This is a genomic window from Kineosporia succinea (genome assembly GCF_030811555.1).
GTDB lineage: Bacteria > Actinomycetota > Actinomycetes > Actinomycetales > Kineosporiaceae > Kineosporia > Kineosporia succinea.
Map to the genome: position 1 here is coordinate 7,271,076 of NZ_JAUSQZ010000001.1, position 18,572 is coordinate 7,289,647.

Here is an 18,572-nt window from a genome sequence, read left to right on the forward strand (position 1 = left end):
GTTTTGCATCTCCTGAAGTATGGTCGCCCCATGGAGCACAGGTTCCCCGAGGTGCTGGAGCCCGGGCCGCGTCAGCAACTGCTCGACGCCCTGCGGCTGTACGCGGGTGAGTACGCCGAGACCAGCCGGCACTCCGCCCAGGCGCTGTCGCTGCACGTCACCGACGCGAACGCGCTGGTCGAGATCCTCTGGGCCGAGCGCCTGGGCGACCCACTCTCCCCGGCGCGGCTCGCGCAGCGGGTGGGCCTCACCTCCGGGGCCACGAACGCGCTGGTCAACCGCCTGGAGACGGCCGGTTACGCCGCCCGCAGCCGGGAGCACACCGACCGGCGGCAGGTCACCCTGCGCGCCACCGACCTCGCCCGGGAACGCACGCAGCGCCTGCTGCGCCGGCCGGCCGAGGTGCTGGAGGCCGCCCTCGACCAGCTGGGGCCCGACACCATCGCCACACTCAACGCCGCCCTGCCCGTGCTCACGTCGGCACTGGCCCAGGTGAACTCTGAACTGGCACATCCCGGCTGATCACCTGCATCATGGGACACGTGGCCGTATCCCTGTACCTCGTGCTGGCTGATCAGCTGACGGCGAGGATCCAGGGCGGGCACTACCCCTCCGGCTCGGCGCTACCGACCGCGTACGACCTGGAGCACGAGGGCCATCCCGTGCGGGTCGCCCGCGACGCCCTGCGCTGGCTCGTCAAGCACGGCTGGGCCGAGGCCGGGCCCGGCGGCGCCCTGCACGTCGCCGCCGACACCCACGACCACGGCCTCGACTGGGACCACCTGACCTCGGTGGTCGACTCCCTGGTCCAGGGTCACGCCGGGCTGCGGCCGGCGTCCTCGCTGATGCTGAACACCGCGTCCACGGCCTCGAGCACGGCGGCCTCCGCCCCCGGGTAGCCCATGGTCACGCGCACACCGTCACCGGCGAACGCGCGCACCGCCACTCCCCGTGCGGCACAGGCCTGCTCGAGTTCCAGCGCGCGATCCGCCACGGGCAGGAACACGAAGTTCGCCTGCGACGGCGGCACGTCCAGACCCCGCTCCCGCAGCTCCTTCTCGAACGCCTCCCGGCTCTGACACACCGACGCCACGATGTGCGTGGTGTGCTCCGGGTCGTCCAGGGCCGCGAGCGCCGCGGCCTCGGCCACCGCACTGAGCAGGAACGGCGGCGCCACGGCCCGCATCGACGTCATGATCGACCCCGAGCCCAGCGCGTAGCCGGCCCGCAGCCCGGCCAGGCCGTAGGCCTTGGAGAACGTGCGGAACACGATGAGGTTCTCGTACCGGCCCACGAGATCGGCCACGTCGAGACGACTTTCGCCGAACTCCCGGTAGGCCTCGTCGAGCAGCACCACCACGTCGCGGGGCACCGCCTCGATCATCCGCAGCACCTCGTCGTCCGGAAGGGCCGTGCCGGTGGGGTTGTTCGGGTTGCAGATCATCACGGCGGCGGTGCGCGGGGTGATCGCGGCCAGCATCGCGTCGACGTCGTGCCGGTGCGCGGCGTCGAGCGGGACCGGCACCCGGTCGGCGTCGGCGATGCTGATCAGGATCGGGTAGGCCTCGTAACTGCGCCAGGCGTGCACCACTTCGGTACCCGAGCCGGTGAAGGCCGTGAGCGCGAGCTGCAGCAGCGAGAGCGACCCGCCCCCGACGACCACCTGCTCCGGCGAGACACCCACCCGGGCGCTCACCGCGTCCGTCAGTTCCTCGCCGGTCAGGGTCGGGTACAGGTGAGCCTGCGCGCCCGCGCGCGTGATCGCCTCCAGGATGGCCGGACTCGGCGGGACGGTGGACTCGTTCGACGACACGTTCCAGGTCACGGCCCGGCCCGCGGCGGCCCGCGAGTACTGCGGTATGGCCTTGACCTTGGCGCGGGGCTGGGGGCGCGCGCTCACCGGAGGGTCCCGGTGATCCGCTCGGCCGCGGCCACCAGCTCACCCGAGACGGCCAGCTGCACCACGGCCTCGATCTCGGGAGCCAGGTAGCGGTCGGTTCCCGGACCCTCCACGTGCTCACGCAGCACGCTCTTCACGGCGGCGGTCGCGGGCGCCGGCTCCAGCGGGGCCCGCAGGTCGAGAGCCCGCGCGGCGGTGAGGATCTCGATCGAGATGACGCGACGCAGGCCGTCGATCGAGCGGCGCAGCTTGCGTGCGGCCGACCAGCCCATCGACACGTGGTCCTCCTGCATGGCCGACGAGGGGATCGAGTCGACGCTCGCCGGCACGGCCAGGCGCTTGAGCTCGGAGACGATGGCGGCCTGGGTGTACTGGGCGATCATGTGACCGGAGTCCACGCCCGGGTCGTCGGCCAGGAACGCGGGCAGGCCGTGGCTGCGCGCCGGGTCGAGCATGCGGTCGGTGCGGCGCTCGCTGATGCCGGCCAGGTCGGCCGTGGCGATGGCCAGGAAGTCGAGCACGTAGGCCACCGGGGCGCCGTGGAAGTTGCCGTTCGACTCCACCCGGCCGTCGGGCGTCACCACGGGATTGTCCACGGCGGAGGCCAGTTCGCGGGCGGCGACGCTGCGGGCGTGCGCGGCGGTGTCCCGCACGGCGCCGGCGACCTGGGGGGCGCAGCGCAGCGAGTAGGCGTCCTGCACGATGCCGCAGACCTCGCGGTGGCTGAGCACGACCTGCGACTTGGCCAGGATGTCGGTCATGTTCGCGGCCGCCGCCGCCTGACCCGGGTGCGGGCGCAGGGCCTGCAGGTCGGCGGCGAACACCCGGTCGGTGCCGAGCAGGGCCTCGACGCTCATGGCGGCGGCGATGTCGGCGAGACGGGTGAGCTGGTCGAGGTCGGCCAGGGCGAGCACGAGCTGGCCGAGCATGCCGTCGGTGCCGTTGATGAGGGCCAGGCCCTCCTTCTCGGCGAGGACGACGGGCTCGATTCCCGCTGCTTCCAGGGCCTGGGAGGCCTCGAGTGCCTGCCCCCGGTGGTCGCGGACGGTCCCCTCACCGATCAGCGCCAGGGCCACGTGGGCCAGCGGGGCGAGATCGCCCGAGCAGCCCAGGCTTCCGTACTCGTGCACGATCGGGGTGATGCCCGCCGACAGCACGGCCGCGTAGGTCTCGGCGACCTCGAGGCGCACGCCGGTGCGGCCGGTGGCGAGCGTGGACAGGCGCAGCAGCATCAGCGCGCGCACGACCTCCCGCTCCACCTCCGGCCCGGAACCGGCGGCGTGCGAGCGGATCAGGCTGCGCTGCAGCTGGGCCCGCAGTTCGGTGGGGATGTGCCGGCTGGCCAGAGCGCCGAAACCGGTGGACACGCCGTAGACCGGGGTCGGGTTGTTGGCGAGGTCCTCGATGCGGGCGCGGGAGGTGGCGACGGCCCGCCGGGCTTCTTCGGTGAGCTCGACCGGGGCGCCGTGACGCGCGACGGCGACGAGGTCTTCCTCGGAGACGGGGCCGGTGCCCACCTGGACGGTTGCCTGGCTCATGCGTTCATTCCTCAAAGTTGTCTTAGAACCGAGACTTGAGTCTCGAAGGACGGAGACCGGCAGCCCTCTCCACGTTTCGCGGAGAGGGCTGCGGTGGTCAGCGCCGGATCAGCAGGTCCTCTGCGGACTTCAGCGCCTCGATCGTGGTCACACCGTTCAGCTGCATCGTGCGCTTGAGCTGGTCGGCCAGGAGCTGGATCACCTTCGACACCCCGGGCTGCCCGGCGGCCGCGAGGCCCCACAGGTAGGGCCGGCCGACGAAGCAGGCGTCCGCCCCCAGGGCCAGGGCGACCGCGATGTCGGCGCCGTGCCGCACCCCGGAGTCGACGAGCACCGTGGCGTCCGGCCCGAGTGCCGCCCGCACCGGGGCGACCAGGTCGATCGGGGCCACCGTGCGGTCGAGCTGACGTCCGCCGTGGTTGGACAGGTGCACGCCGTCGACGCCCAGGGAAGCCGCCCTCACCGCGTCCGTGGCCGAGACCGGGCCCTTCAGCAACAGTTTGCCGGGCCAGACCTCGCGGATGCGGGCGATGTCGTCCCAGCTGACGGCCGGGTCGAACTGCGAGGTGATGTTGGCGATGGTGTAACCGCCACCGCTCATCGCGTCGGTCAGATTGGCGAACTCCAGCGACGGGCTGCGGAGCATGCCGGTCCAGTAACGGGGCCGCAGGCCGATGTCGACCAGGCCGCCCAGTGTCAGGGACGGCGGGATGGTGAAGCCGTTGCGCACGTCGCGCACCCGGTAGCCCGAGACGGCCGTGTCCACGGCGATCTCGAGCACCCGGTAATCGGCCGCCGCCGCCCGTTCGACCAGCTTCAGCGCCATCTCGCGGTCTTTCCAGACGTAGAGCTGGAACCACCGGTCGAGATCGGGCGCCTGGCGGGCCAGTTCCTCGAGCGAGGTCGTGGCCATGGTCGAGAGCACGTACGGGATCCCCGCCGCGGCCGCGGCCCGGGCCACGGCCGGCTCCCCCAGGGGCGAGATCATGCGGGTGTAACCGGTCGGCGACAGGCCCAGCGGCAGCGCGACCCGCTCCCCGAGAACGGAACCTTCGAGCGAAGGTGCCGAAACGTCCACCAGTGAGCGGGGACTGAAGCGCCACTGCCGGAACGCATCGACGTTGCCGGTCAGGCTCAGCTCGTCGTCGGCCCCGCCGTCGACGTAGTCGAGCACACTGCGCGGCAGCGAGCGGCGTGCGAACCGGTGCAGGTCCTCCACCGTCCTGGCCGCCGCCAGACGGCGTTCCACCTGGTCCAGCGCCGGGGGCCTGAGCTGGATGAGTTCCCGGATCTCGCGGGGCTTCACGAGGCCACCGGCGCATCGCCCCGCAGCGCGTCGAATCCGCGCCGCACCGGGTACTTCGTCATCAGGGCCCAGTACAGGCCACCGGCCACGAAGATGCCGATGATCCACGAGACGTCCGCGCCGCCGAGGGGTTCCACGAACGGGCCGGCGTAGAAGTCGGAGCTGACGAACGGCAGCTCGATCGCGATGCCGACCAGGTAGGCGGTCATCGCGCGCCAGTCCACACCACCGTAACGCCCGGTGGCGCTGAAGATGTCGTCGATGACGTAGCGCTCCTTCCGCACCAGGTAGAAGTCCACGAGGTTGATGGACGTCCACGGGATCAGGAAGTAGGCCAGCAGCAGGATGAAGTTGGTGAAGTTGCCCAGGAAGTTCTCCCGTCCGACCACCGCGATCACCGTTCCGACCACCGCGCCGAGCAGGATCAGGCCCGTCCGCAGGGCGGGGCCGACCCTGCTGGTGCCCAGGGCCGTCAGCGTGGTGGTGGTCGACATGAACATGCCGTAGAGGTTCAGGGCGTTGACCGCGCCGTTGCCCGCCAGGATCACCAGCAGGAACAGCCAGACCGGGGCGCCGCCGAGACCGGCGATGAAGTCGACCGAGCCGCCGTCGAACGCCCCGGCCGCGGCCGACGTGGCCACCGCGCCGAACGCGAACATCCAGCTGGAGGCCAGCACGGTGCCGGTGTAGGTGTACCAGAAGGCCGCGCGCACCGACGTGGCCTCGGGCAGGTACCGCGAGTAGTCGGCCACGTAGGGCGCGTAGGTCAGCTGCCAGGTCGCCGCGATGGCGACGGCCAGCAGGAACAGGCCGACGTCGAACTCACCGGAACCGGTGTCACCCAGGCCGTAGGTGCGCAGCAGCTGGATGGACAGCACGGCGAACGCGATGCCGCTGATGGCCGAGAGCCACTTCTCGGTCGCGTGCAGCAGGCGGTAGCCGAAGATGGTCAGGGCCGCGGTGAACGCGTTCGCGACCACGATGGCGACGTCGACCGGAAGGCCCGTCAGCGAGGCCAGCGCCTGCCCGTTGAGCACGGCGCTGCTCGCGAAGTACCCGACGTACATCAGCACCACGAGCAGCAGGGGAAGCACCGCGCCCAGGTAACCGAACTGGGCCCGGCTCTGGATCATCTGCGGGATACCGAGTTTCGGCCCCTGCGCGGAATGCAGCGCCATGAACACGGCACCCAGCAGGTGGCCGAGCACCGAGGCCAGCAGCGCCCACCCCAGCGGCAGGCCGACGGCGACCGCGATCGCGCCGGCCGCCACCGCGGTGACCTGCATGTTGCCGCCGAACCAGAGCGTGAACAGGCTCCGGACCGAACCGTGACGCTCGGTCTCGGGGACGAAGTCGATGGTGCGGGTCTCGACCGTCACGGCCGAGGTGGGCGTGGACATCAGGGGGCCGTTCGCGCGGTGATGGTGGCGCCGTGGGCCGGGAAACCCTCGTGCTCGCAGAACGTGAGAACGGTCTTGGCCGAGCGCTCCAGGGCGCCGCGGTCGGCCTTGGCCACCGCCGACCACTTGCGGAAGGCGTTGGCCGTGACGCCGCTCGAGACCTTGGCGTAGCCGCTGGTCGGGAGCGAGGCCGGGCAGCCGATGAAGAAGTTGGCCATGGCCACGGTGGTGTTCTGGCCGAGCAGGATCTCCGCGGCGTCGTGCAGCAGGTCGAGGACCCTGTCCTCGTCACGGGCCACGAGCTGCATGTGCTCGGGCGCGAAGGCGTTCGCCACCTGGGCGCCCTCCACCAGGTCACGCACGAGCACCACGCCGCCGTTGGTGCCGAGGGCCGTGGCCGCGTACTCGTCGCGCGGCGTGGGGAGCCGGTCGATCTGGGTGGCGAGCTCGGCCTGCACGGCGGCCAGCAGCGACGTGCTGTCGGTGACGAGCACGCTGGTCGAGTCCGGGCCGTGCTCGGCCTCGTTCAGCAGGTCGGCGGCGAGCAGGCGGGGATCGGCCGAGTCGTCGGCGAGGATCAGGCTCTCGCTCGGGCCGAGCAGCATCACGCTGGCCACGCCGAAGCGCTGCACCTCGACCTGGGCGGCGGTGACGGGTGGGCTGCCCGGGCCGCAGATCTTGCGCACGGCCGGGATGCTCTCGGTGCCGAACGCCAGGGCCGCGATCCCGGCCGGGCCGTTGGTGCGGAACACGTCGTGGATACCGAGCTCGTCGGCGGCGACCAGGACGGCCGGGTCGACCTTGCCGTTGCTGCCCGGGATCGGCGGCACGACCACGGCGATCTGCGGTACGCCCGCGACCACGGCCGGCACCGCGAGCTGGATGAGGACGGACGGGTACGACCCCTTGCCGCTCGGCACGAACAGGCCGGCGCTGGCGATCGGGCTGGCCTTCTCGCCGACCCGCAGGCCCGGCTCGCTCTCGAACGACCAGTCACCGTGATGGCTGACGAGCTGCTCGTTGAAACTGCGCACGTGGGCGATGCTGTCGCGGATCGCCTCGATCATGTCCTCGCTGATCTCGGAGCGCGCGGCCGCGAACTCGGCCTCGGACACCTTGATCTGGTCGGCCGTGATGACCGTCTTGTCGAACTTCTCCAGCGCCCGCAGCACCGCCGCGTCGCCGTGGGCCCGCACGTCCTCGAGCAGCTCGAGGATGCCCTCGCGCAGCTTCGGGTCGAAGATCGCCGCGCTGCCGCGCGTGGTGAGGTCGGCGCGCGACGGAAGGTCCATCTCGTGCCAGTAGCCGCGCTCGCGCAGAACACCGGTGTCGGCCATGGGTGGATCAGCTCCTCAACAAACTCGGGAGAACGTGCGTCCCCTATATTCGGCGACTCTTCCAGAGGCACAGTCTCAAATACCAGACTCAAGTCTCGGCTTTACGATTTCCAGGAGTGTAGGGCACCTCAAGACGTTTGCGAAGGGGGCACTTTCACCCCGATGCTCTACGGAACGTCGACCCGGACAGAGCAGGAGCAACACTTCCGATGACTGGCAGCAGCAGCCGTGTGAAGTCCGCCGAGCGGGTGCTGGCGGTGCTCGACCTCCTCGCCCGGCACGCCGGCCCGGTGACGACGGCCGCCGTCTCGTCCGAGCTCGAACTGCCCAAGAGCACCACCCACCACCTGCTCAACGTCATGCTGCGCCAGCGGTACGTGGCCTACTGGCCCGACATCCGGATGTGGACGCTGGGCGTGGCGGCCTTCGAGATCGGCGCGGCCTACCACCGCAGCGGCCACCTGCAGCATGCCGCCCAGCGGTACCTCAGCGACCTCACCGCGCGCACCGGGCACACCAGCCATCTCGCCGTCCTGCAGGGCAATGACGTCATCTACCTGGACAAACGCGAACCTCGGGGCTCCGGCATCCGGCTGGTCACCGACGTCGGCACCCGGCTTCCGGCCCACCTGACGGCGGTCGGACGGTCACTGCTGTCCACCCTCGGTACCGACGCGCTGGTGTCGATGTACACCGGCTACGACTGGCCCCAGCGCACCGACGTGCGGGTCGCGTCGCTGGGCGACCTGCTGCCCGCCCTGGACGACGTCCGGCGGCAGGGATACGCCCTGGAACTGGGCGCGACCACCGATGGCATCGAGTGCATCGCGGCCCCGGTGCTGGTCGCCGACGGCAGTGCGGTGGCCGCCGTCGGGATCGCGATGGTCGCCGGAACGGGTGTCGACGCGAGTGCCCTGACCGCTTCGGTGCTGGACGCCGCCCGCTCGTTCTCGAACTCCCTGACGAATGAGAACAGCGGCTCCGGAAACACCGACGCAATCAACGAAACAGAGATTTAACGCCGAGCCCGGCTCTTGAGTCCCGCGCAGGAGCCGTGTGTATATTCCAAGACCCAAGTCTGAGAAACGAGACCAAGAACGTTTCCGGATCACGGAGGGCAACCCCATGAAGCGCACGACACCGGCGTTGATGCTCCAGCAGGACCTCACCTACGAGATCGGTACCCGCGAGCTGGCTCCCCGCGAGCCCGGCGAGGTGCTGGTGGAGGTCGCCTGGGCCGGGATCTGCGGCTCCGACCTGCACGTGGTGAACACCGGGGCCTGGGTCAGCTACTGGCCCGCCACGATCGGCCACGAGGTGACGGGGCGGGTGCTGGAGTCCGACAACCCGGCGCTGCCCGTGGGCACCGGCGTGGTGCTTGACTCCCGGATCCCCCGCCGCCGCGACGACGGCGCGCTGCGCGCCGACCGGCTCGACGCCGACCTGGCCTGGCTGGGCGAGGAACGCCCGGGGGGTTTCGCCGGGCTCGTCACCGTTCCGGCCGAAAGCGCCTTCCCGGTGCCGGATTCCCTGGATCTTGAGGACGCGGTGCTCGCCGAGCCGCTCGCGGTCACCCTGTGCGCGCTGGACGGCGTCCGATCCGCACCGGACCGGCTGCTCGTGCTCGGTTTCGGGCCGATCGGCGCCCTCACCGCCGCCGCCGCGCGCCGGCGCTGGCCGTCGTGCGCCGTCGAGGTGGTCGAACCCGGCGCCGGACGTGCGGAACTGGCCCGGAGCATGGGCTTCACCGTCCTTGACGCCCCCGAGGGACTTTTCGACGTGGTGGTGGACGCCGCCGGTTACCCGGGTGCCCTCCAGGCCGCGGTCCGGGCCACCCGCAACGGCGGTGCGGTCCTGCTCATCGCCCTGGCCCACGGCCCCAGCAGCGTCGAGTCGGCGATGATCGTGGAGCGCAGCCTCTCGCTGACCGGCAGCCACGGCTTCGACGACGAGCACCTGCGGCAGGCCATCACGTTCCTGGCCGAGGCCCCGCACGAGTTCCGCCCGGTCGTGTCCCACCGTCTGCGGCTCGCCGAACTGCCCGGCTTCCTCACCCACGGCCGCCCCGACGCGGTCAAGGTCCTGATCAAGGGGCAGCCATGACCCGGCGTTATCTCGTCACCGGCGGCACCAGCGGCATCGGGGCGGCCGTCGCACGGCATCTGGCCGACGAGGGGGCCGCGGTCTGGATCACCGGAACCCGGCGCGAGACACTGGATCCCGCCCTGTCCGGTTCCGGTGTGGCGGGTGGCAGTGTCTGCGACGTCGCGTCCGCCTCCGCCGTTTCCCAGGCTTTCGAGGACGCGTCGGCGAACCTCGGTGGACTGGACGGGGTTTTCGTCAACGCGGGCATCGACGGGCAGGGCGTCGCGGCGGAAAGCCTCGACCCCGAGCAGTTCACCAGGCTGCTGGCGGTGAACGTGACCGGGATCCTCCTGTGCGCCCAGGCGGCCCACGCGCGTCTGGCGCGCCCGGGCGCGATCGTGATCAACGCGTCCGTCAATGCGGTTCGGCCCGAGACGCACTTCGCCGACTACAACGCGAGCAAGGCCGCGGCCGAGTCGCTGGCCAGGTCGTTCGCGCTGGAGTGGAGCGCGCAGGGGCTGTGCGTCACGAGCGTGCTGCCCGGTTACTTCCCCTCCCGGATGACGTCGCCCTACCTCGAGGACCCGCAGACCCGGGCCGAGCTGCTGGCCCGGATCCCGGCCGGGCGCTTCGGCGAGGGGGCGGAGATCGGCGCCACGGTGTCGTTCCTGCTGTCCGGCCAGGCGCAGTTCCTGTCCGGGGCGAGCATCGCGATCGCGGGTGCGAGCAACATCTGATGCTGCACCGCTACGCGTCCGCACCCGACGAGCCCTGGAAGAACGGCGCCGGCACCACGCGCCGCCTCTACGCCGACGCCGGCCTCCGGGTCAGCGTCGCGACCATCGCCCAGGACGGCCCCTTCTCGGTCTTCCCGGGCCTGGAGCGGGTTTTCATACCGGTGGACGCGGCGGTCGCCCTGGCCGTCGACGGCGTCGTGTCTCGCGCGGAACCGTGGACCGCGACCCGCTTCCCGGGGGACGCGACGGTGTCCGCGGGCCTTCTCGAGGGGCCCACCCGCGTCCTCAATCTGATGTTCGACCCGGCCCTGCTCACGCTCGGCGTGCGGATCGAGCCGGTGCACGGACCGGTCGCGGACGCGGTTCTCCTGACGGGCGAGGGCCTCTCGAGCGACGGCGAGCCCGTGAGCCCGCTCGACCTGGTCCTGGGTGAGGCCGGGCTCCACGGCCTGGTCGCACGGATCAGCCGTCGACCGCCGGCCTGCGACTGAAGACCCAGACCAGTTCATCGACGGCCGAGACACCGAACACACACTCACTGGAACCAATCTGACGCGCTGCTTCGGCGGCGCCGAAGGCGCGCACGCATCGACGAGCTGGTCAGCGCCGAGGTCCCGCCGGAAGTCCGCACCCGCGGATGACGCCGTGGGCCTAGGGTCGGGGCATGGCTCTTCGATGGGAACAGGTGATCGTGCACGCCGAGGATCCGGCGGCACTGGGGCAGTGGTGGGCGGACGCGCTGGGCTGGGTGGTCGACTTCGCCGGCGACGACGAGTTCGAGATCCTGCCGGCGCCCGGCCGCAGACCCGGCATCGACTTCGTGCGGCTCGCGGAGGCGAAGCAGGGCAAGAGCCGTCTGCACCTCGACTTCCGGCCCGACGACCAGGCCGCCGAGGTGGCCCGGCTGGAGGGGCTCGGGGCGAGGCGCGTCGACATCGGGCAGGGCGATGCGTCGTGGGTCGTGCTGGCCGATCCGGAGGGCAACGAGTTCTGCGTGCTGGGGGCGCGAGCCGCCACCGACGGCTGAGCCGCCGCCCAGCGGTGAGGGGGGTTCTGCCGGACCCTCCTCCCAGCTGGGCCTCCCACCCGCGCTGAACAGCAGGTTTGATCGTGACGACCTGTTCAGCCGGAAGGACCAACGCTCATGCGCGCCACGATCATGCACGGCCCCCGCGACGTCCGCGTCGAGACCGTCGACGACCCCACGATCCTCGAGCCGACCGACGCGATCATCCGCCTGGCCGCCGCCTGCGTCTGCGGATCCGACCTGTGGCCCTACCGCGGTCACGACCACACCGCCGGGCCCACCGCGATGGGCCACGAGTACGCCGGCACCGTCGTCGAGACCGGCAGCGCCGTCACCACCGTCGAACCCGGCCAGTTCGTCGTCGGCTCGTTCTTCGCCTCCGACAACACCTGCGAGATCTGCCGCTCCGGCTACCAGAGCGGCTGCGTGCACCGCCAGGGCATCGGCGGCTCCCAGGCCGAGCTCATGCGCGTCCCCCTGGCCGACGGCACCCTCGTGGCCACCCCCCAGACGCCCGAGACCCGGCACGTCCCCGGCCTCCTGGCCGCCTCCGACGTCCTCGGCACCGGCTGGTTCGCGGCCCACGCCGCCCAGGCCGGACCGGGCCGCACCGTCGCCGTCGTGGGTGACGGCGCCGTCGGCCTGCTCGGGGTGCTGGCCGCCCGGCAACTCGGCGCCGAGCGCATCATCGCGATGAGCCGGCACGAGTCCCGGCAGAACCTGGCCCGTGAGTTCGGGGCCACCGACATCGTCACCGAACGCGGCGACGAGGGCGTGCGGCGCATCAAGGACCTGACGAACGGCCTGGGCGCACACAGCGTCATCGAGGCCGTCGGCACCCAGGAGTCCATGCTCCAGGCCGTCCGCTCCACCCGCGCCGGGGGCCACGTCGGCTACGTCGGTGTCTCCCACGACGTGAACCTGCCCGGCCTGGAACTGTTCTTCTCCCACGTGCACCTGCACGGCGGCCCGGCCCCGGTGCGCCAGTACCTGCCCGAGCTCATCGACCTGATCCTGGCCGACAAGATCGACCCGGGCCGGGTCTTCGACCTGACGCTCCCCCTCGACGAGGCGGCGGAGGCCTACCGGGCGATGGACGAGCGGCGCGCGATCAAGGTGCTCCTGCAGCCCTGACGCCTCACCGAACGGCCGGTCCTCGCGAGGGCCGGCCGTTCGCCGTTTGCCGAGGATCCGGAGAAACCCAGGCTTTCCGGAGCCCACCAGGGCTTATTTTGTCCGGACTCTGGAGAAACCAAAACTTAATAGCGGGCTATCAATCGGGATATTGACCGCTAACTGTCGGAACGAGGATGGTTCCGGCATGTCAATCATGTCCGGCTCCCGCGGCCTCGGCGCCCTGCGCGCCGTCAACCGCCGTCGGCTGCTGGACCTGCTGCGCGAGCACGGCGAGATCAGCCGCGCCGACCTGGCCCGGCTCACCGAGCTGTCGGCCACCACCGTCTCCAGCCTGGTCACCGAGCTGGCCGCCGAGGGCGTCGTCACCGAGGCCGGTCTCGAGAACCCGCGGCGAACGGGCAGAACCGGGCGTCCGGGGCGCCTGGTCCGGCTGGTCGGCGGGCGCGGTCTCGTCGTGGCCCTCGACCTCAGCCGTGAGCAGGTGCAGGCCGCCGTCTGCGACCTGTCCGGCGCCGTCGTCACCGAGCGGCGCTGGCCCCTGCCGGTGCACGACATCGAGAACCTGCCCCGCATCGCCGAACTCGTCAACGAGCTGGCCGAGGGCCCCCGCGATCTGGTCTCGCGCCTGGTCGTGGCCGTGCCCGGGGTGGTCGACACCCGCACCGGGCAGGTGAACTCGGCCCGCCTGCCGAGCTGGCAGCACATCGCGCCGGGTCCGGTGCTGGCCGCCGCCACCGGCCTGGAGACGTTCGTCGAGAACGACGCCGACCTGTGCGCCCTGGGCGAGCGGGCCTTCGGCGCGGCCGTCGGGCTGAGCGACGTGGTCTACCTCAAGGCGTCGTCGGGCATCGGTGTCGGCCTGGTGCTGACAGGGCACCTGTACCGCGGGAAGCACGGCGGCACGGGCGAACTCGGGCACGTGCAGGTGGACGAGTTCGGTGACCTCTGCCTGTGCGGCAACCGGGGGTGCCTGGAGACGCTCGCGTCGGTGGACGTGGTGCTCACCGCCCTGCGCGTCGTGCGTCCCGAGGTGCAGACACCCGCCGACCTGGCCGATCTGGTGCGCGCGGGCGATCGGGCCGCGATCCGTGTGGTCACCGACGCCGGCGCCGCGATCGGCAAGGCCGTGGCCGCGCTCTGCAACGTGCTCGCCCCGCAGGCCGTGGTGGTCGGCGGCGAACTGGCCGACGGCGGAACGCATCTGGCCGGGGCCGTGCGCGACGCCGTGAACCGCTACACCAAACCCCTGACCGCCGAGGGCATCGCCGTACTGCCCGCGGAACTCGGACGCCGCGCCGCTCTGCTGGGTGCTGTCACCACCGCGGTGGAGGCCGTCCAGTAGCTCCTCCCTTCACACCTGCCAGGTGAAGGTGCCGTTCAGTCACGCCATCTCAAAGGAGTCCCACCCGTGAATCCCCAGCGTTCGGCCGTCGCGATCGGTATCGCCGCGGCTCTGACCCTGACCGCCTGCGCCAGCACCGGTTCCAGCTCCGACACCGCCGCCGACACCTCGGCCAAGACCGTCCCCGCGGCCAAGGGCGACGGCAAGACCCTCACCGTCTGGACGATGAACGGCGACTACACCGAGGCCACCATCGAGGCCATCAACGCCGAGTTCACCCGGCAGACCGGGGCGAAGGTCGACGTCCAGATCCAGGAGTGGGACGGCATCACCACCCGGATCAGCACGGCGCTGTCCACCGCGAACACCCCGGACGTGCTCGACCTCGGCAACACCCAGGTCGCCAGCTTCGCCGCCAACGGCGGCCTGGTCGACCTCACCGCCTACAAGGAAGACCTGGCCGGGGGCCGCACCTGGCTCGCCGGTCTGGAAGAGCCCGCCACCGTGGACGGTTCGCTCTACGCCGTGCCGGGCTTCGCGGGCGCCCGGGCGGTCGTCTACAACAAGAAGATCTGGGCGGACGCCGGGGTCACCGAGGTGCCCGCCACCTACGACGAGCTCACCGCGGCCCTGGACAAGGTGAAGGCCGCGAACACCGCGAGCGATTTCTCCGCGTTCTACCTGCCGGGCCAGTACTGGGCCGCGGGCATGCAGTGGGTGTGGGACGCCGGCGGCGAGATCGCCACGAACTCGGGCGACACCTGGACCGGTGGTTTCGAGACGCCCGAGGCGCAGAAGGGCCTCAACGACTTCAAGGCCTTCCAGGACGCCTACTCCAGCAAGGCGTCCAAGGCCCTGCACACCGACAACCCCGACTTCAACCAGCTGTTCGCCGACGAGAAGGCCTCGGCCATCCTCACCACCACCGGCAGCATCGCCAAGGCGCTCGAGATCAACCCGAAGATGAAGAGCGAGGACATCGGCACCTTCCCGCTGCCCGGCATCTCCGGCAAGACCCAGCCGGCCATGCTCGGCGGCTCGGACTGGGGCATCGCGGCCAAGAGTGACGCCGTCGACCTGGCCCTGGTCTGGACGAAGATCGCCACCAGCCCCGACTTCCAGGACAAGTACGTCTTCGGCAAGGACGGCTGGATCCCGAACAGCACCGAGGGCATCGAGGCCGCCCAGGCCACCACCAGCGAGCAGCTGAAGGGCTTCTTCACCGCGGCCCTGAACTCCAAGGCCACGCCGGCCGCCGCGCAGTGGGCCGCGATCGAGGGCGACAAGAGCATCAACCAGCTCTTCTCCTCGATCGCCACCGGTGACAAGACGCCGGAGGAAGCCGCCAAGACCTTCGACGCGCACCTCACCGACACGCTGTGACCGTCGAAACTCCCACCGGTACTCAGAAAGAGACCGCCCCCGCGCCCAGCGCGCGGGGGCGGCGCCCCGATCTGACCCCGCTCTGGCTCCTCACCCCGGCCGGCGTGGTGATCACGCTGGTCACCCTGCTGCCGATCGTCTACCTGGTCTACACGTCGTTCACGAACTACGACCAGAAGACGCTGTTCACCGGCGAGTTCCGCTACACCGGGCTCGAGCAGTACACGAGTCTGCTGAGCAGTGGCGCGTTCTGGCGCTCGCTGCTGCGCACCGTGCTCTTCACGGCGGCGATGGTGGCCGGCAGCATGGTCATCGGGATGGCCGTGTCGCACCTGCTCACCCGGGTCAGCCGGTTCTGGCGGCACACCACCACGGTCGTGCTGATCCTGGCCTGGGCGATGCCGAACGTGGCCTCGTCGCTGGTCTGGAACTGGCTCTTCCAGCCCGGCTACGGCGTGGTCAACTGGGCCCTGGCCCAGGTGCGGGTCTTCGGCGACACCACCAGCCTGAACTGGGCCGGTGACCCGGCGCTGGCCTACACCGCGATCTGGCTGCTGATCGTCTGGCAGGCGGTGCCCTTCATCGCCCTGACCCTGAACGCGGCCGAGCAGCAGGTGCCCCCGGAGTACCAGGAGGCCGCCCGGCTCGACGGGGCGAGCGAGTTCACCGTCTACCGGGTGATCACGCTGACGTTCCTGCGCCCGACGCTCCTGCTCGTCACCATCCTGTCGGTGATCTGGGACTACAACGTGTTCAACCAGATCTGGCTGTTCTCCGGCGGTGGCCCCGGCGACTCCACGTCGACCCTGGGCGTCTACACCTACAAGACCGCGTTCGTCGGGTTCCAGATCGGCCAGGGCGCTGCCATCTCCGTGATCACGACGGTGCTGCTGCTCGGTCTGACCGCCCTCTACATCCGTAACCTGCTCCGGTCGGGAGAAGATCTGTGAGCCGACCCCGCCTCTCGAATGTCCTCGCCGCGATCTTCTGCCTGGTCTGGGTCTTCCCGGTCTACTGGATGATCAACAGCGCCTTCAAGCCGCGTTCCGAACTGCTCACCACGTCACCGCACTTCGTGCCGTACCACCCGACGTTCGACAACTTCGTCACCGCCGTGACGCAGGCGAACTTCCTGACCAACCTGCGCAACAGCGTGATCGTGGTCTCGGTCACCGTGGTGCTGTCGATCGTGGTCGGCATCTTCGCCGCGGCGGCACTCTCGCGGTTCCGGTTCACCGGCCGCCGGGCGATCCTCGTGGTGATCCTGGCGGTGCAGATGCTGCCCGGAACCGCGCTGCTCATCCCCATGTTCGCGTTGTTCAACACGGCCAACCTGCTCGGCACCTACTTCGCGCTGATCCTGGCGTATCTCGCCACCACGCTGCCGTTCTCGATCTGGGTGATGCGCGGCTTCTTCGTGGCCATCCCGAAGGAGATCGAGGAGGCCGCCCGCTGCGACGGCGCCGGCACCTGGCGCATCCTCGTCAGCGTGCTGTTCCCGCTGGTCGGACCGGGCGTGATCGCCACCAGCATCTTCGCGTTCATCGCGGCCTGGAACGACTACCTGGTCGCCTACACCTTCATGCAGGACCAGAGCCGGTACACGCTGCCGGTGTGGCTGGCATCGTTCACCAACCCCATCTCCGGCACCGACTACGGCGGCCAGATGGCCGCTTCCGTCATCTTCTCGCTGCCCGTCGTCGTCTTCTTCCTCTTCATCCAGCGCAACCTGGTCGCCGGCATGTCCGCCGGCGCCGTGAAGGGCTGATCCACCATGATCCCCCGCGCCACCACACAGACCGCCTCCGACGGCTTCCTCGTCCTCGACAGCGTGACCACGCTCGAGGCACCCGACGAGCTCACCGGCGTCCTCACCTGGTTCCAGTCGGCCCTGAGGCCCGCCACCGGTCTCCCGTTCCGCGAGAAGGCCGGTGGCACGATCCGCCTGGCGCTCTCGAGCGAGATGGCGGACGAGGCGTACCGTCTCGTGGTCACCCCCACCGGTGCGGTGGTCACCGGCGGCGGGCCGGCCGGGGTCTTCTACGGCTGCCAGGCGTTCCTGCAGCTCCTGCCGCCCGAGATCCACCGTCGGGGACTCGTGACCGGCGTCCGCTGGGAGGCCGCGGCCGGCACTCTCGACGACGCCCCGCGCTTCGGCTGGCGCGGTGTGATGCTCGATGTGGCGCGGCATTTCATGCCCAAGCACGACGTGCTGCGATTCATCGACCTGATGGCCCTGCACCGCCTGAACACACTGCACTGGCACCTGACCGAAGACCAGGGCTGGCGGCTCGAGATCAAGCGCTACCCGCGCCTGACCGAGGTCGGCGCCTGGCGCAGCAGCAGCCAGGTCGGGGCCGAGCGCGAAGGCGCTCCCGAGAACGGGCGCCCGCACGGGGGTTTCTACACGCAGGACGATGTGCGCGAGATCGTCGCCTACGCCGCCGAGCGTTTCATCACGGTGGTGCCGGAGATCGAGACGCCCGGTCACGTGCAGTCCGTGCTGGCCGCCTACCCGGAGCTCGGGGTGCACGGGAAGCCGGTGGAGGTGTGGACCCGCTGGGGTATCAGCCGTGACGTGCTGAACCTGGAGGAGTCGACGGTCGAGTTCTTCCTGAACGTGTTCGACGAGGTCATGGACCTGTTCCCGTCGACGTTCATCGGGATCGGCGGTGACGAGTGCCCGCGCGACCAGTGGGAGAAGGACCCCCGCACCCAGGAGCGCATGGCCGAGCTCGGCCTGACCCGCGAGGCCGACCTGCAGACCTGGTTCGTGCGGCGTCTCGACGACCACCTGACCGCCGCCGGGAGAAGGGTTTTCGGCTGGGACGAGATCCTCGAGGGCGACCTGGCACCGGGCGCGACCGTGGCCTCGTGGCGGGGCATGGCCGGTGCGGTCTCGGCCGCGCGGCGCGGTCACGACGTGATCGCCTGCCCCGACGACGTGGTCTACCTCGACTACCGGCAGTCCGAATCGCCGGACGAGCCGATCCCGGTGGCCATTCCGCTGACGCTCGAGGACGTGTACCGGTTCGAGCCGGTGCCCGCGGAACTCTCGGCCGACGAGGCCCGGCACGTGCTCGGCGGGCAGGCCAACATCTGGACCGAGCACGCCGACAACCCCCGCGCCGTGGACTATCTCGTGTTCCCCCGGCTGTGTGCGGTGGCCGAGGCGCTGTGGAGCACCCAGCCCCGCGACTTCGCCGACTTCAGCGCCCGGCTGGAGCAGCACCTGGAGCGGCTCGACGCGATCGGCGTGGAGTACCGGCACGCCGACGGGCCGCGGCCGTGGCAGAAGCGGCCGGGCGTGGCGGGCCGGCCGTCGACCCGCCAGGAGCGGGCCGAGCACATCGCCGCCCTGGTCGCGAACATTCGGTAAT

General features: G+C 70.7%; 18 protein-coding genes. 13 read left to right on the forward strand and 5 right to left on the reverse strand.

The window, feature by feature from the left end; translation table 11 throughout:
* Nucleotides 1-30 precede the first annotated feature (30 nt).
* Entirely contained in the window at nucleotides 31-522 is a 492-nt protein-coding gene (locus J2S57_RS32070) for a MarR family winged helix-turn-helix transcriptional regulator (protein ID WP_307249744.1), read from the forward strand.
* A gap of 20 nt (nucleotides 523-542) precedes the next feature.
* Nucleotides 543-899, forward strand: a complete 357-nt coding sequence (locus J2S57_RS32075; RefSeq protein WP_307249745.1) for a helix-turn-helix domain-containing protein — start codon at nucleotides 543-545, stop codon at nucleotides 897-899.
* Here the strand turns inward: J2S57_RS32075 and J2S57_RS32080 are convergent.
* From J2S57_RS32080 to hisD, 5 genes are all read right to left on the reverse strand, one after another.
* On the reverse strand, nucleotides 815-1,900 hold the full coding sequence (locus tag J2S57_RS32080; RefSeq protein ID WP_307249746.1) for a histidinol-phosphate transaminase: 1,086 nt from the start codon (nucleotides 1,898-1,900) through the stop codon (nucleotides 815-817). The two genes, J2S57_RS32075 and J2S57_RS32080, sit on opposite strands and share 85 nt — an antisense overlap.
* Nucleotides 1,897-3,438, reverse strand: a complete 1,542-nt coding sequence (gene hutH / locus J2S57_RS32085) for a histidine ammonia-lyase (RefSeq protein ID WP_307249747.1) — start codon at nucleotides 3,436-3,438, stop codon at nucleotides 1,897-1,899. The genes J2S57_RS32080 and hutH overlap by 4 nt, the downstream gene beginning before the upstream one ends.
* Nucleotides 3,439-3,535: 97 nt before the next feature.
* The gene (locus J2S57_RS32090) at nucleotides 3,536-4,744 is read right to left on the reverse strand and encodes an alpha-hydroxy acid oxidase (RefSeq protein WP_307249748.1); all 1,209 of its coding nucleotides are present in this window, start codon (nucleotides 4,742-4,744) and stop codon (nucleotides 3,536-3,538) included.
* A complete protein-coding gene (locus J2S57_RS32095; RefSeq protein WP_307249749.1) occupies nucleotides 4,741-6,144 on the reverse strand; it encodes a purine-cytosine permease family protein in 1,404 nt (467 codons plus the stop codon). Before J2S57_RS32095 ends, J2S57_RS32090 begins: the two co-directional genes overlap by 4 nt.
* Complete coding sequence (gene hisD, locus J2S57_RS32100; protein WP_307249750.1) at nucleotides 6,144-7,481, reverse strand: histidinol dehydrogenase; 1,338 nt, start codon at nucleotides 7,479-7,481, stop codon at nucleotides 6,144-6,146. Before hisD ends, J2S57_RS32095 begins: the two co-directional genes overlap by 1 nt.
* Before the next feature lie 209 nt (nucleotides 7,482-7,690).
* On the opposite strand from hisD, the gene J2S57_RS32105 reads away from it, so the two are divergent.
* From J2S57_RS32105 to J2S57_RS32155, 11 genes are all read left to right on the forward strand, one after another.
* Nucleotides 7,691-8,500: an IclR family transcriptional regulator gene (locus J2S57_RS32105; RefSeq protein WP_307249751.1), complete on the forward strand. Its 810-nt coding sequence runs from the start codon at nucleotides 7,691-7,693 to the stop codon at nucleotides 8,498-8,500.
* A gap of 106 nt (nucleotides 8,501-8,606) precedes the next feature.
* Nucleotides 8,607-9,584, forward strand: coding sequence for a zinc-dependent alcohol dehydrogenase (locus J2S57_RS32110; protein ID WP_307249752.1), 978 nt, complete (start codon nucleotides 8,607-8,609; stop codon nucleotides 9,582-9,584).
* On the forward strand, nucleotides 9,581-10,303 hold the full coding sequence (locus J2S57_RS32115) for an SDR family NAD(P)-dependent oxidoreductase (protein ID WP_307249753.1): 723 nt from the start codon (nucleotides 9,581-9,583) through the stop codon (nucleotides 10,301-10,303). Before J2S57_RS32110 ends, J2S57_RS32115 begins: the two co-directional genes overlap by 4 nt.
* On the forward strand, nucleotides 10,303-10,794 hold the full coding sequence (locus J2S57_RS32120) for a HutD/Ves family protein (RefSeq protein ID WP_307249754.1): 492 nt from the start codon (nucleotides 10,303-10,305) through the stop codon (nucleotides 10,792-10,794). Before J2S57_RS32115 ends, J2S57_RS32120 begins: the two co-directional genes overlap by 1 nt.
* Before the next feature lie 173 nt (nucleotides 10,795-10,967).
* The gene (locus tag J2S57_RS32125) at nucleotides 10,968-11,330 is read left to right on the forward strand and encodes a VOC family protein (RefSeq protein WP_307249755.1); all 363 of its coding nucleotides are present in this window, start codon (nucleotides 10,968-10,970) and stop codon (nucleotides 11,328-11,330) included.
* 117 nt (nucleotides 11,331-11,447) lie between these two features.
* Complete coding sequence (locus J2S57_RS32130) at nucleotides 11,448-12,464, forward strand: zinc-dependent alcohol dehydrogenase family protein (protein WP_307249756.1); 1,017 nt, start codon at nucleotides 11,448-11,450, stop codon at nucleotides 12,462-12,464.
* A 187-nt stretch (nucleotides 12,465-12,651) separates the two neighbouring features.
* Complete coding sequence (locus J2S57_RS32135; RefSeq protein WP_307249757.1) at nucleotides 12,652-13,809, forward strand: ROK family transcriptional regulator; 1,158 nt, start codon at nucleotides 12,652-12,654, stop codon at nucleotides 13,807-13,809.
* 66 nt (nucleotides 13,810-13,875) lie between these two features.
* Nucleotides 13,876-15,192: an extracellular solute-binding protein gene (locus J2S57_RS32140; RefSeq protein ID WP_307249758.1), complete on the forward strand. Its 1,317-nt coding sequence runs from the start codon at nucleotides 13,876-13,878 to the stop codon at nucleotides 15,190-15,192.
* Nucleotides 15,189-16,142 carry a carbohydrate ABC transporter permease gene (locus J2S57_RS32145; RefSeq protein WP_307249759.1) on the forward strand — a complete coding sequence of 318 codons (954 nt, stop codon included), beginning with the start codon at nucleotides 15,189-15,191 and terminating at the stop codon, nucleotides 16,140-16,142. Before J2S57_RS32140 ends, J2S57_RS32145 begins: the two co-directional genes overlap by 4 nt.
* Nucleotides 16,139-16,960 (forward strand): carbohydrate ABC transporter permease, encoded by an 822-nt coding sequence (locus J2S57_RS32150; RefSeq protein ID WP_307249760.1) that lies wholly within the window; start codon nucleotides 16,139-16,141, stop codon nucleotides 16,958-16,960. Before J2S57_RS32145 ends, J2S57_RS32150 begins: the two co-directional genes overlap by 4 nt.
* A 6-nt stretch (nucleotides 16,961-16,966) precedes the next feature.
* Nucleotides 16,967-18,571 carry a beta-N-acetylhexosaminidase gene (locus tag J2S57_RS32155; RefSeq protein ID WP_307249761.1) on the forward strand — a complete coding sequence of 535 codons (1,605 nt, stop codon included), beginning with the start codon at nucleotides 16,967-16,969 and terminating at the stop codon, nucleotides 18,569-18,571.
* Nucleotide 18,572 lies beyond the last annotated feature (1 nt).